Source organism: Trujillonella humicola, from assembly GCF_046233715.1.
GTDB classification, from domain to species: Bacteria; Actinomycetota; Actinomycetes; order Mycobacteriales; family Geodermatophilaceae; genus Trujillonella; species Trujillonella humicola.
In genome coordinates this window covers 91150-103385 of record NZ_JBJNRJ010000004.1, presented here as the reverse complement: position 1 = coordinate 103385, position 12236 = coordinate 91150, and the positions used below count along the sequence as shown (strand labels likewise).

The 12236-nt window shown below is 71.6% G+C and carries 14 protein-coding genes and 1 tRNA gene; 10 read left to right on the top strand and 5 right to left on the bottom strand.

Annotated elements, in window-relative coordinates:
* Positions 1-31: 31 nt before the first annotated feature.
* Together ACK586_RS03800 and ACK586_RS03795 are read right to left on the bottom strand one after the other, a co-directional pair.
* A complete protein-coding gene (locus ACK586_RS03800; RefSeq protein WP_409329119.1) occupies positions 32-340 on the bottom strand; it encodes a biopolymer transporter Tol in 309 nt (102 codons plus the stop codon).
* Entirely contained in the window at positions 337-1206 is an 870-nt protein-coding gene (locus tag ACK586_RS03795) for an NAD-dependent protein deacetylase (RefSeq protein ID WP_409329118.1), read from the bottom strand. The genes ACK586_RS03800 and ACK586_RS03795 overlap by 4 nt, the downstream gene beginning before the upstream one ends.
* A gap of 94 nt (positions 1207-1300) precedes the next feature.
* Here ACK586_RS03795 and ACK586_RS03790 point away from each other — a divergent pair, with 94 nt between their 5' ends.
* Positions 1301-2125, top strand: a complete 825-nt coding sequence (locus ACK586_RS03790; RefSeq protein WP_409329117.1) for an alpha/beta fold hydrolase — start codon at positions 1301-1303, stop codon at positions 2123-2125.
* A gap of 12 nt (positions 2126-2137) precedes the next feature.
* Here the strand turns inward: ACK586_RS03790 and ACK586_RS03785 are convergent, their stop codons facing one another.
* On the bottom strand, positions 2138-2587 hold the full coding sequence (locus ACK586_RS03785; protein ID WP_409329116.1) for an SRPBCC family protein: 450 nt from the start codon (positions 2585-2587) through the stop codon (positions 2138-2140).
* Between the two features lie 43 nt (positions 2588-2630).
* Positions 2631-3008 (bottom strand): hypothetical protein, encoded by a 378-nt coding sequence (locus tag ACK586_RS03780; protein ID WP_409329115.1) that lies wholly within the window; start codon positions 3006-3008, stop codon positions 2631-2633.
* 101 nt (positions 3009-3109) lie between these two features.
* Here ACK586_RS03780 and ACK586_RS03775 point away from each other — a divergent pair.
* The 9 genes from ACK586_RS03775 to ACK586_RS03735 all read left to right on the top strand — a co-directional run bounded on the left by ACK586_RS03775 (position 3110) and on the right by ACK586_RS03735 (position 11025).
* Positions 3110-3182 (top strand) — tRNA-Arg (locus ACK586_RS03775).
* A 401-nt stretch (positions 3183-3583) separates the two neighbouring features.
* Positions 3584-4678: a Gfo/Idh/MocA family protein gene (locus tag ACK586_RS03770; protein ID WP_409329114.1), complete on the top strand. Its 1095-nt coding sequence runs from the start codon at positions 3584-3586 to the stop codon at positions 4676-4678.
* Positions 4675-5595: a sugar phosphate isomerase/epimerase family protein gene (locus tag ACK586_RS03765; RefSeq protein ID WP_409329113.1), complete on the top strand. Its 921-nt coding sequence runs from the start codon at positions 4675-4677 to the stop codon at positions 5593-5595. Before ACK586_RS03770 ends, ACK586_RS03765 begins: the two co-directional genes overlap by 4 nt.
* Positions 5592-6425, top strand: a complete 834-nt coding sequence (locus ACK586_RS03760) for an ATP-binding cassette domain-containing protein (RefSeq protein WP_409329112.1) — start codon at positions 5592-5594, stop codon at positions 6423-6425. Before ACK586_RS03765 ends, ACK586_RS03760 begins: the two co-directional genes overlap by 4 nt.
* Positions 6422-7501: an ABC transporter permease gene (locus ACK586_RS03755; protein ID WP_409329111.1), complete on the top strand. Its 1080-nt coding sequence runs from the start codon at positions 6422-6424 to the stop codon at positions 7499-7501. The genes ACK586_RS03760 and ACK586_RS03755 overlap by 4 nt, the downstream gene beginning before the upstream one ends.
* Positions 7502-7681: 180 nt before the next feature.
* Positions 7682-8605 (top strand): sugar ABC transporter substrate-binding protein, encoded by a 924-nt coding sequence (locus ACK586_RS03750; RefSeq protein ID WP_409329110.1) that lies wholly within the window; start codon positions 7682-7684, stop codon positions 8603-8605.
* Between the two features lie 122 nt (positions 8606-8727).
* Positions 8728-9141, top strand: a complete 414-nt coding sequence (locus ACK586_RS03745) for a nuclear transport factor 2 family protein (protein ID WP_409329109.1) — start codon at positions 8728-8730, stop codon at positions 9139-9141.
* Between the two features lie 4 nt (positions 9142-9145).
* Positions 9146-10051, top strand: a complete 906-nt coding sequence (locus tag ACK586_RS03740) for a 3-keto-disaccharide hydrolase (protein ID WP_409329108.1) — start codon at positions 9146-9148, stop codon at positions 10049-10051.
* Between the two features lie 11 nt (positions 10052-10062).
* Positions 10063-11025: a TolB family protein gene (locus tag ACK586_RS03735; RefSeq protein WP_409329107.1), complete on the top strand. Its 963-nt coding sequence runs from the start codon at positions 10063-10065 to the stop codon at positions 11023-11025.
* Here the strand turns inward: ACK586_RS03735 and ACK586_RS03730 are convergent.
* Positions 10971-11975: a MurR/RpiR family transcriptional regulator gene (locus tag ACK586_RS03730; protein ID WP_409329106.1), complete on the bottom strand. Its 1005-nt coding sequence runs from the start codon at positions 11973-11975 to the stop codon at positions 10971-10973. The two genes, ACK586_RS03735 and ACK586_RS03730, sit on opposite strands and share 55 nt — an antisense overlap.
* Between the last annotated feature and the right edge of the window lie 261 nt (positions 11976-12236).

The window sequence follows — 12236 nt, the reverse complement described above, 5'->3', positions numbered from 1 at the left end:
GATCCTCGCCGAGGTGGGCAGCGGGCGCCCGTCAGCCCGCGTCGAGCTCCCGCAGCGCCGCCTCCCACCGGGCGCGGCGGGCGTCGCCGTCCTGGTCCCACCAGGCCTCACCGCGCTCGCCGAGGCCGGTCTTGGCCAGCTGAACCCGCGCCCGGGCGGCGGCGAGCGCCGCGGCGTCGTCGGACCGGCCGGCGCTGCGCACCGCCGAGCGCGCGACGCCGAGGTGGCGCAGCAGCCGCGTACGGACGTCGTCCGGCAGGGCGGGGTCGGCGGCGCGCCAGCGGCGGCCGTCGACGACGGTCCAGCGGCCGTCGTCGGTGCGCCCGACCTCGCGGGTCACGCGAGCCGGGTGACCAGCTCGGGCAGCACCGTGCCCAGCGGGGCGTCGACCTTGACGTCGACCTTCGCGTCGCCGCGGGTGGGCCCCAGGTTGACCACGCCGACCGGGATGCCGAGCTCGGCGGCGCGCAGCACGAACCGGTAGCCGCTCATGAGGGTGAGGGACGAGCCGAGCACGAGCAGGCTGCCGGAGCCCTCCAGCAGCCGGAAGCAGTGGTCGACCCGGTCGCGGGGCACGGTCTCGCCGAAGAAGACGACGTCGGGCTTGAGCGGTCCCCCGCCGCACGCCAGGCAGCCGACCATGACGAACCCGTCGAGCACGTCGTCGGGCAGCTCGGCGTCACCGTCGGGGTTCACCTCGTCGGCACGGGGCCCGAAGTCCGGGTTCGCCGCGTGCAGCCGGGTGTCGAGGTCGGCGCGGGAGGCGACGTCGCCGCACTGCAGGCAGATCGTCCGGTCCAGTCCGCCGTGCAGCTCGACCACCTCCCGCGCTCCGGCGGCCTGGTGCAGCCCGTCGACGTTCTGGGTGACGACGCCGCTGAGCAGCCCGGCGGTCTGCAGGTCGGCGACGGCGCGGTGCCCGGCGTTGGGCCGGGCCGCGCGCATCTGCCGCCAGCCGACGAAGCTGCGCGCCCAGTACCGGTGCCGACCGCGCGGATCGCGCCGGAAGGTCTGCCACGTCATCGGCGTGTGCCGGCGCAGCGAGCCGGTCGCGCCGCGGTAGTCGGGGATCCCGGAGTCGGTCGACAGCCCGGCGCCGGAGAGGACGAGCGCGTCGCCGTCGCCGATCAGGTCGGCGAGCTCCTCCAGCCCGGGGACGACGGCGGTCTCCTCGACGGCGGCAGGTGCGGCGCTCACGCCGACCATGGTCCCTCGTCATCCGGTTGCGCGCCGCCGATGGCCGGTGCCGGCGTGCTGCGGCTCACGGCCTGCCCGCCGCGGCACCGGGTACCCGGAGGTGGTGACCGCTCCGCTCTCCCTCGCCCGCTCCGGCAGTGGCGAGCCGCTGCTCCTGCTGCACGGGATGGGCAGCTCCCGCCGGGACTTCTCCGCCGTCGTCCCGGCCCTGTCGCAGTCCTTCGCCGTGCTCAACGCCGACCTCCCGGGGGTCGGCCGCTCGCCGGCGCTGGACCGCCGGCCGACCGTTCCGGCCCTCACCGACGCCGTCGAGCGGACCCTCGACGCCGAGGGCGTGGCGGGCGTCCACGTGCTGGGCAACTCGCTCGGCGCCCGGATGGCGCTCGAGCTCGCGCGCCGCGGGCGGGCGCGCTCGGTCGTCGCCATCGCACCCTCGGGCCTCAACCTGCCGCCCGAACGGCTGGTCCAGGGCACCGGCATGGCCATGGCCCGCGTGGTGGGGCGGACGGCGGCGCCGCTGATGGAGCCGCTGTCGCGGTCCGCGCTGGGCCGCACCGCGCTGCTGGCCACGCTCAAGGCGCGGCCGTGGAGCGCCTCGCGCGAGGAGGGGCTCAGCGCCCGCGAGGGCTTCGCCGACTCCCGCGACTACTGGCGGACGCTGCTGTGGGCGCTGATGCTCGACGTGCCGCGCGGCATGGACCGGATCGACTGCCCGGTGACGCTGGTGCAGGGCTCGGCCGACTGGATCGCCTCGGGGCAGACGGTCCGGTACCTGCCGCTGGTGCCCGGCTCCCGCTTCCGGCCCCTGCTGGCCGCCGGGCACGCGCCGCAGTCCGACCGTCCGGGCACGATCGTCGAACTGGTGCGGCAGACCGCCGGCCGCGCCCCGCGCCCCGCCTCTCGTCGCACCGCCGGCCGCGCCGCCTGACCTCCCGAGGGGTCAGGCGGAGGTGCCCAGCTCCCGCTCGAGCCGGCCGAGCAGGTCGACGTACACCCGGCGCAGGCCCTTCGGCGCGAACGTGCGCTCGAAGAACCCGCCGATGCCGCCGGCGCCGTCCCACGTCGTCCGCACCCGCACGGTGGTGCTCCCGGCGTCAGCCGGGTGCACCGTCCAGGTGGTCACCATCGAGGAGCGGGTGTCGCGCTCGACCAGCGTGTCGGGGTCGGGCTGGGAGACCTCGATCAGCTGCTCGCGCACCCGCTTGGACGTGGCGGCGAACCGCCAGCCGACACGGGTGCCCGCGCCCTGGCCGCCGGACTCGACCCGGTAGTCGGAGAACTGCTCGGGCAGCACCCGGCTGCGGACGCCGGAGTAGTCGGCCAGCCCGGCACGCACCTGCTCGGCGGGTGCGCGGACGACGGATTCGGCGGTGGCCACGACCTGTCCCATGACCGCCATCCTGCCGTCGCCCGTCCGCGGGCGCGGACCCGGTCTACGCCGGGCCCTCCTCGTCGTTGAGGTAGCGGCACCGGAAACGGGCTCCGGCCATCGTCTCGGTGAAGCGGGCCTCCCACGCCGGGTCGTCGGCCGGGAACTCGCCGAACACCCGTTCCTCGAGGACGAGGGGCAGGCCGTCCAGCCCGGTGCACGACCGGCGCAGCAGCACCCGCGTCCGGCCGTCGACCTCGTCGTGGGCCGGCGCCCAGCGCGCCGCTGCCACGGCATCGGCCATCCGTGCGCGGTCGCGGGACGACAGCGCCTGCCGGTCGGGTCCCTCCAGAGCCATCAGCCGCCGCTCGGGCCAGGTGACCCACACGACCACGAGGGCGAGCACGACCACCAGCGCCACCGCCGCCAGCAGCCCGGTCATGCTCCGACGGTAGTGCGCCCCGCCGCCCCCGCGCCGCTCCGTGCCCGACGGCGGCCGATACCCTCCTCGCCGTACCCCCGCGTCGGCACGGCCGCCGTCGAGCCCCCGTAGCTCAGGGGATAGAGCATCGGTTTCCTAAACCGTGTGTCGCAGGTTCGAATCCTGCCGGGGGCACCCACCAGTCGCAGGTCAGCCGCTTGTGGCGCGATCCGACGGAGTCGTCACGGCGCCCTGGGGCACAACGGGGGCACAGCGCTCCGCTGACGGGCCTCGCGGCGGCGTCAGGTTTAAGCCGCCGTCGACACGAAGGACGAGGGCATCGACGCCGTCTGCCCCCACGCCATCCGGACGCCCGCTGCAACTGCAGCGTGCCATGCCAGCTCGGGACCCCTTCTGTTGACCGTCAACTTTTGAGGGCTGCAGATCCGTTGACTTCTGTCGTATGCACACATAAGTTCGCGCTGTGCTCCACATCACGTGCTCGTCGCACCCCCGAACGGTCGACGTCCTCTTCCTGCAGTCGGCGCCCCCACCGCCCGCCCATGCGCTGATCCCATGGGTCGGGACTTCCCCCCGTGGGTGACCAGCGGCGGTCCGGTCTGGTGGGCAGCGGGATGATCGCCGAGGTGCACGCGCGGGCCGTGCGCTCGACGGGAGCCGTGGTCTCCGCCGTCGTCGACACGTCGCTCGACGCCGCCGAGGCCGGCGCGCTGCGGTTCGGCGCCGAGCGTGCTCTGACGAGCCTGGACGACCTACTGGCCCTGGACGAGATCGACGTCGTGCACATCTGCACCCCCAACCACCTGCACGCGCCGATGGCGCAGCAGGTCCTGGCGGCCGGGAAGCACGTCATCTGCGAGAAGCCGCTTGCGACCAGCGAGGCCGACGCGCGCGTTCTCAGAGATGCGGCCGATGCCGCAGGAGTGGTGCACGCCGTGCCGTTCGTCTACCGCTTCTACCCGACCGTCCGTGATGCCCGCGGGCGCGTGCGCAGTGGCGCGGCGGGCGACATCCGGCTCGTCCACGGGTCGTACCTGCAGGACTGGCTCGCTTCCGCGGAGGACGACAACTGGCGCGTCGACGCCCGACTGGGCGGAGCGAGCCGGGCCTTCGCGGACATCGGCGTGCACTGGTGCGACCTGGTGGAGTTCACGACCGGCCACCGGATCCAGCGGCTGACCGCGCGGATGCTCACCGTGCACCCGACCCGGAACGGACGGGCCGGAGCCACGGCCGTGGCGACCGAGGACGCCGTCGGCGTCCTCTTCGAGACCGACCGCGGGGCTCTCGGCACGCTGGTCATCAGCCAGGTCACGCACGGTCGCAAGAACCGGTTGTGGTTCTCGATCGACGGCGACGCGTCGTCGATGTCGTTCGACCAGGAACTGCCCGACTCCCTGTGGGTGGGCGCACGCGACTTCAACAAGGTCGTGATGCGTGGCGCCCCGGACTCCGATCCCTCGGCCGCCCGCTACAACGTCCTGCCTGCCGGTCACCCGCAGGGCTACCAGGACAGCTTCACTGCGTTCGTGCGCGATGTGTACGCGCGTATCGACGGCGAGGACGTCGATGGGCTGCCGACCTTCGCCGACGGCCTGCGCGCCGCGGTGATCACCGACGCCGTGCTCGAGTCCGCCGGATCCGGTTCCTGGGTGGAGGTCCCCTCGTGAAGCTTGGTTTCCTGACCGCCTGCCTGCCCTCCTGGGACCTCGCGTCCATCGCGCGGTACGCGGCAGCCCAGGGGTACGCCGCGCTCGAGGTCGCGGCCTGGCCTGCGCTGGGTGACCGGCCGTTCACCGCCACGCACATCGCCGCGGAGGACCTCGGGCCGGCCCAAGCCGAGTCCGTGACGGCGTTGTTCCAGGAGCACGACCTCGCACTGTCGTCGCTGGCCTTCTACGACAACAACCTCCACCCGGACCCGGAGGAGCGGGCGGCGGTGCACGAACACGTCCACGCCTGCATCGATGCCGCGGCGCTGCTCGGGGTACCGACGGTCGGAACGTTCGTCGGCCGGCACCCCGGCCGCAGCGTGGCAGAGAACCTGGCCGACGCGGAGAAGGTCTTCCAGCCGCTGGTGGATCACGCGGGCGAGAAGGGCGTCAAGCTCGTCATCGAGAACTGCGTCATGGAGGGTTGGCACCCCGACGGGTACCCGGGCAACCTGGCCTACTCGCCGGAGCTGTGGGAGTGGATGTTCTCGCTCGGCCTCTATCTCAACTACGACCCGTCGCACCTGCTGTGGATGGGCATCGACCCCGTCGCGGCGCTGCGCCCGTATGTCGATCGCGTCGCACACGCCCAGGCCAAGGACATCCAGCTGTTCCCCGAGCGCCGGACTCGGTACGGCTGGCCCGGCCGTGCCGTCGACCGTCCGGACCCCTGGGATGTCGGCTGGTGGCGCTACCGGGTCCCCGGGCTGGGACAGGTCGACTGGGTCTCCGTCGTCGACACCCTCTACGAAGGCGGCTTCAACGGCGTCCTGTCAGTCGAGCACGAGGACCCGGTGTGGGGCGGCACGCCCGAGCGCGTCCAGGCCGGCCTGGAGATCGCGCACCGCACCCTGCGGCCCTTGATCGTCCGATGACCGACCGGGTCAACCCAGCCGACAGCAGCCCAGGAGGCAAGGCGATGACTGACTCCCGTCCCGCGGGCAAGCGGCCCGCTGTGGCGATCGCCGCTCACCATCTGGCGAAGCGTTTCGGCCACGTACAGGCGCTGTCCGATGCCACGGTCACCGTGCACTCCGGCGAGGTGGTGGCGCTCTTCGGTGACAACGGAGCGGGGAAGTCCACGGTGCTCAAGATGCTTCTCGGCATTCTGCAGCCGGACTCGGGGCACATCGAAATCGCCGACGAGAAGGTCCATCTGCACTCGGTGCGGGACGCCCAGGCCCGCGGGGTGGATTGCGTCCACCAGGACCTGGCGCAGGCCCCCGACCTTTCCGTGATGGACAACATGTTCCTGGGTCACGAGGTGCTCCGACCGGGTCTCGGGCGCTTGCTCGGGGCGCTCTCACGGAAGGAGATGGCGGCCCGCGCCGACCAGGCGCTGCGCGATCTGTCGATCAAGCTCCCGTCGCTCACCGTGCCGATCAGCGACCTCTCCGGCGGACAGAAGCAGGCCGTGGCCGTCGCCAAGGCGGTCATGTGGTCCTCGACCGCTGTCCTCATGGACGAGCCGACCGCGGCCCTCGGCGCCCGCCAGTCCGAGATCGTGTGCGACCTCTTCCGAACCGTCGCCGCGCGAGGACTCGGCGTGCTCGTGGTGTCACACGATCTCCCGCGCGCGCTGAAGGTGGCCGACCGCGTCGTGATCCTGTGGCGCGGCCATACCGCCCTGGACGCCCCCGCTGCCGATCTCACCGTCCCAGAGGTCGTGGCCACCATGGTGGGCTTCCAGAAGGAGGCATCGTGACCGCCACGGACGCCACCAACGCCCCGGCTCCCGCGCACGAGGTCGACCTCGACCTGCGGGGCGTCAAGCAGAAGCACCCGGTGGTGCGCTGGCTGGGCGGCAGCGGGACCTGGGTGCTGCTGCTGAACATCGCCCTGATCGCCCTCTTCACCCTGCTGTCGAGGGACAACGTCTTCTTCAGCTCTCAGAACTTCCGCTCCGTCGCACTGGCGGTGAGCACCGGGCTGCTGCTCGCGCTGGCCGTGGGCCTGCTGCTCTCCGCCGGTGTCATCGACCTGTCGGTCGGCTCCAACCTGGTGCTCTCGTCGGTGGTCGGAGCGATGGTGATCCGCGACGTGGTCGGGCCGGTCACGGCGGGGGGCGGCCGCTCGGGCAACGTGCTGCTCGCCTGCCTCCTCGGCCTGCTGACCTGCATGGCAGTCGGGGCACTGTTCGGCCTGGTGAACGGACTGATCATCGAGTTCCTCGACGTCAACTCGTTCATCGCTACGCTGGGAACGCTGGGTATCGGCACGGGGATCACCCTGCTGCTCACCAACGGTGCGGACATCAGCCAGCTACCCATCGAGCTGCAGGACCGCTTCTCCTTCCGCACGTTCCTCGGCGTGCCACTCCCGGCCGTCGTCGCGCTGCTGGTCGCCGCAGCGTTGTGGGCGGCGCTCCGCTACCTGCGGTTCGGCGTGCGGACCCTGTCGATCGGCTCCTCACGGGTCGCCGCCGAGCGGGCCGGCATCCGGGTGCGGCAACACATCTTGCTGCTGGTCGCGCTGGCCGGGGCCCTTGCCGGCCTCGCCGGGTTCTTCAGCCTCGCGAACTTCGGGTCCACCACGATCGCCGGACACAACAACGACGCGCTCAACGCCATCACCGCGGCGGTCATCGGCGGTACCGCCCTCATGGGTGGCCGGATCAACGTCCTGGGGATCATCTGGGGCGCGATCCTCGCCATCTTGCTGCAGGCGGGCCTCGTCGTCATCGGCGTGCAGCCCTTCTACCAGTTGATGGCCGTCGGCGTCGTCCTCATCTTCGCCGTCGCCCTCGACCGCTGGAACACCAAGCGGCGAGGCGCCGGCTGACGCCCCCTCCGCGCACCGCTGCACCGCTGCACCGCTGCACCGCTGTGAGACCACACGACCGCACTCGACGAGAGGGAACGGAATATGACGAGCAACCGGGCTGTCCGCGGCCGACTGCGTGGAGGGTTGCCGTTCGTCCTGGCAGCCGCACTGGTGACGACCACCGCTTGTGGTGGGGGCGTGGACGAGAGCGGAGGAGGAGGCCAGCCGGCGGCCGACGGCACACTCGTGATCCGTGGCGTGATCGCGAACACCTCGGACGCGCTCTGGAACACCGTGGCCTGCGGGGCGACGAAGGAGGCCCAGGAGCGCGGCGTGGACTTCGAGTGGTACGCCAGTGAGACCACCGACGCCACCCGGCTCAACACCAACTTCAACGCCGCGCTGCTGGACGACCCGCAGGGCCTGCTGCTGAATGCGCCGAACGTCGACCCTTTCGCCGGCCAGGTGCAGACGTTGATGCGTCAGGGCGTGCCGGTGGCCAGCGCGCTGGACATGACCCCGCCGTCCTACGTCAGGCTCTTCGCCGACCAGGCCCCGCCGCAGGAGCTCGTCGACATGGCGACCGAGGTGCTCAGCGGTGGCGGATCCGTGTTCACCGTCGGCGGCTCGGCGGCGGTGCCGATCGTGGCCAACCGCTACGAGCCGTTGCTCGACGCCCTCGAACAGGAGGAAGGGGTCACCGTGCTGCCCGTGCAGTTCACCGACTTCGACCCCAACAGGACCCAGACGGCGGTCAACGCGGCGATCCTGGCGAATCCCGATCTCAAGCTGATCATCGCCTCCACCGGCCCGGAGGGCGAGGGCGCCGCCGCGGCGATCCGGTCGTCGGGCCGCGACGACATCGAGATCATCGGGTTCGACGCGGTGCCGGCCGAGGTCGAGGCGCTCCGGGCGGGCACCATCCTAGCGCTCGGTGCGCAGCCGGCCGAAGAGATCGGACGGCAGCAGCTGGCCGCGATCGTCGACTACCTGGAAGAGGGGAACACCGGGCCGGTCGAGCCGATCGAACCGGTGGACCTCCCCATGGGGCTGCTCACGCAGGACAACGTCGACGATCCCGAGATGGCCGGATACATCTATTCGAACAGCTGCGATGCCTGATCCCACCGTGCCCTGATCCCACCGTGCCCTGATCCCACTGTGCCCCGGGCGGGCGGGACCGGCGAGATGCCGTCCCGTCCGCCCGGTTCCACCCCTTCTTTCCCTACACGGCAGGAGCCTTCGTGAGCACATCCACCACGGCCGGTCACGACTTGGTCACCACGATCGAACGTCTTTACGACCTGGAGCAACGCAAGCAGCTCGAGGAGTGGTCCGCGCTGTGGGCCGACGACGCCGAGGTGCTCTTCCCCCTCTCCACCGAGAAGGAGAAGCACGAGATCTTCGGCAAGGAGGAACTGGTCGCGCGGACCGCGCAGAAGTTCATCGACCGCGAACGGACCGAGCTCGACGTGCGCGTCGAGGCCATGGCCGACGGCCGCCGCGTGGTGTCCCACCTCGACGCCACGATTCGGTTCGCGACCGGCAAGGTGCTGTCCATCCCGCTGCTGATCATCTTCACGTTCAACGACGCCGGGCTCATCCGGCGGATGGAGGAGTACGTGAACGAGGTCGCTCTCGCGGCGGCTCAGGACTGACGGCATGGTCGGCCCGGCCGTCGAGAAGCAGGGCTTCGCCGACCTGTTCGACGGCGAGAGCCTGCGCGGCTGGCACGCGGTGCCGCGCCAGTTCTCCGGTCTCGGCCCGGGCCGGCCGATGCCCGACGAGGAGCACGACCGTGCCCACCGCACGGCGGCCGCCGCCTCACCGGCCACCTGGGAGGTCGTCGACGGCGCCCTCGTCGGCCGGCAGGAGCCACCGGGCTCTGGCTACGGCGGCTACCTGCTCACCGACGACGTCTTCGGTGATTTCGAGCTCGAACTCGAGGCGCGTCCCGACTGGCCGGCCGACACCGGCATCTACCTCCGCGCCAGTGACTCCGGCGCGCAGGCCTACCAGGTCCTCCTGGACCACCGGAGGTCCGGCGGCATCGGTGGGTTCTACGGCAACGGGATCGGCGGCTTCCACGCGCTCGCCTTCGCCGTCGACGTCGAGCGCGACGCAGCCGGGCGACCGGTCGGCCTGCGGGTCGAGGACCCGGCGACGTCGGTCGAACCCGTCACCGACCAGAAGCGGTCGCTGTTGTCCCATGCAGCATCTGCCGAGGAGTTCCTCGCCGCGTGGCGCTGGGGGGACTGGAACCAATTCCGGGTCCGGTGCACCGGCCGTCACCCGCTGATCCAGGTGTGGATCAACGATCTGTTCGTCGCGGAACTCGACACGCCGACACTGCTGGCGTCCGTCTACGACCCCGCCGGCGTCGAAGGGCTCCTCGGTCCGGCCGGCCGGATCGGCCTCGAGGTCCACGACAACGATCAGTACGTGCCTTCGGGGATCGATCCGGCGCTGGTGCCCCGATTGGGCCCGGAGCGGTGGGGTCCCGCCGCGACCTGCCGATGGCGGCACATACGGATCCGCCCGCTCGACGGTGCGGCTGACGACGAATGAGGGAGAGCGACATGCAGACGCCGCCGGAGACCGAGCACGTCCGGTACGCACGGAAGCTACGGCCCGGACAGCGCGCCCAGCTGCACGTGCTCGACATCGAGAGCCAGCGCTCGCGGGCCGTCATGACGTCGACCGACCAGTTGTTCGAGTCCCCGAACTGGCACCCGGACGGCCGGTGGATCGTCGTCAACGCCGATGGCCTGCTCTACCGCGTCGACACCGCCGAGCCGGCAGGGCTCGAGCTCATCCCGATGACCGGCCTGCCCGAGCTGAACAACGACCACCTCATCTCACCGGACGGCCGGTGGCACTACATGTCCGCGAACGACTGGCACGTCTACCGGGCGCCGTGGGAGGGCGGCCCGGTCGAGCGGGTGACCCAGGAGAAGGACCCGTCGCGGTTGTTCCGGCACTTCCTGCACGGCATCACACCGGACGGGCGCACTCTGGCCTACGTCGGCACCGAGATGCTCGGCGGGGACGAGTGGGGTACCCGCGCCATCTGGTTGCTGGACCTGGATGAGGGGCAGGACCGCCTGCTGGGCGACGGCTACTCGCCGGCCGACGGGCCGGACTTCGCCCCGGACGGCCTCTCGGTCTACTTCAACTCCGAGGTGGCCTCCACCCGCGAGGGGCACGCCCAGCTGTTCCGCCATCACCTGACCGACGGGACGGTGCAGCAGCTCACCGACGACGACCGGGTGAACTGGTTCCCGCACCCCTCACCGGACGGTCGGTGGCTGGCCTATCTCAGCTATCCGCCGGGAACGGTCGGACATCCCGCCGACCTGCCGGTCGAACTGCGCCTCATCGACCTCACCACGGGCCGGCGCACCGACCTCGTCGCCCTGGATGGGGGACAGGGCACGATCAACGTGCCGAGCTGGTCGCCCGACTCGCGGTCACTCGCGTACGTCGCCTACCCGATTACCGACTCGTCGGCGACCGGCGAGGTGGTGGCGGAGGGGTCGTGAGTGCTCCGGTCCCGTCCCCCACGCGCGTCGCCCCCCTCCCCGGCGGCGAGCGACGGCACGCTGCGCGCGACGGCCAGTCGTGCCTTGGCCTCCCGGATGAGGGTCTTCTCCCCGTCCGGTCGGTTCATCGCGACCACCGTGGCCAGGACGTCGATGACCGTGAGGTGCGCCAGGCGCGAGGTCGTGGGGGTGTAGAAGTCGGTGTTCTCGAACGTCTCGACGAGGATCGGGACGTCGACGACCTCCGAGAGCGGCCCCAGCTCGCCGGTGATCGCGATCGTGGCGACCCCGCGGGCGCGGGCGCTCCGGGCCGCGTCGACGACGGCGGCTGTCCGGCCGGTGTTGGAGATGGCGACCAGCACGGTCTCCGGAGTGGCGAGCGCGACGGCCAGGAACTGCATCTGCGGGTCGACCGGCGCGCTGCACGGGACGCCGAACAACGCCGCCTTCTGCACGGCGTCCCCGGCGACGATGCTGGACGCCCCCGAGCCGATGAAGATGATCTCCCGCGCGCCGCTCATCAGCGCCGCGGCCGCTTGGACGCGGGCGGTGTCCAGCCTGCTGCGGGCGTGGGCGAGGCTGGTCACCGAGTAGTTGAAGATCTTCTCGACGGTCGTGGCGACGTCGTCGCCCTCGTCGATGCTCGACTGGGTCACCGGGATGCCGAGCGCGACGCTCTGCGCTGCCTGGATCTTGAAGTCCTGGAAACCCCCGAAGCCCAGTGCCCTGGCGAACCGCACGACGGTAGGTTCGCTCACCCCCGCCCGGCGAGCGAGATCTGCGAGGCCTTCGCGGACGACCCGCGCCGGATCCGCGAGCACGGCGGCAGCCACCTTCTGCTCAGACCTGCGCAGTTCCGGCAGGCGGTCGCTGATCCGGTCCAGGAGGTTCGCGGTGCCGCCCGGCGGCGGCGAGGCCGCCGCACCGGCCTCCACGGACTCAACGCTCATCCGGCCATCCTCTCGCTCCAGCGGCCGGCGGCCGTCCGTTCGCCGCGACCGTCGATCGCGTCGCGCGCCGGGGGGACATTCGCCGGACAGCCTAGCCGCCCGCGGGCCGCCCACATGACAGTCCTTGTAGTCCGACTACAGATTTGCCACACTGGCAACGCCGCCGTCCGGGAGGAGTTGTCCGAATTCAGGCCGTCAACATGAGCGTCAAGACTCATGTGTGGCGCTCCGACCGGCTGCGGGCTTCTTCCCGGGGGATCG

Excerpts from the sequence above, each read along its gene's own strand:
- ACK586_RS03795 (WP_409329118.1), bottom strand. The coding sequence starts at position 1,206 with ATGGTCGGCGTGAGCGCCGCACCTGCCGCCGTCGAGGAGACCGCCGTC.
- ACK586_RS03735 (WP_409329107.1), top strand. The coding sequence starts at position 10,063 with ATGCAGACGCCGCCGGAGACCGAGCACGTCCGGTACGCACGGAAGCTA.
- ACK586_RS03740 (WP_409329108.1), top strand. The coding sequence starts at position 9,146 with ATGGTCGGCCCGGCCGTCGAGAAGCAGGGCTTCGCCGACCTGTTCGAC.
- ACK586_RS03760 (WP_409329112.1), top strand. The coding sequence starts at position 5,592 with ATGACCGACCGGGTCAACCCAGCCGACAGCAGCCCAGGAGGCAAGGCG.
- ACK586_RS03780 (WP_409329115.1), bottom strand. The coding sequence starts at position 3,008 with ATGACCGGGCTGCTGGCGGCGGTGGCGCTGGTGGTCGTGCTCGCCCTC.
- ACK586_RS03785 (WP_409329116.1), bottom strand. The coding sequence starts at position 2,587 with ATGGGACAGGTCGTGGCCACCGCCGAATCCGTCGTCCGCGCACCCGCC.
- ACK586_RS03730 (WP_409329106.1), bottom strand. The coding sequence starts at position 11,975 with ATGAGCGTTGAGTCCGTGGAGGCCGGTGCGGCGGCCTCGCCGCCGCCG.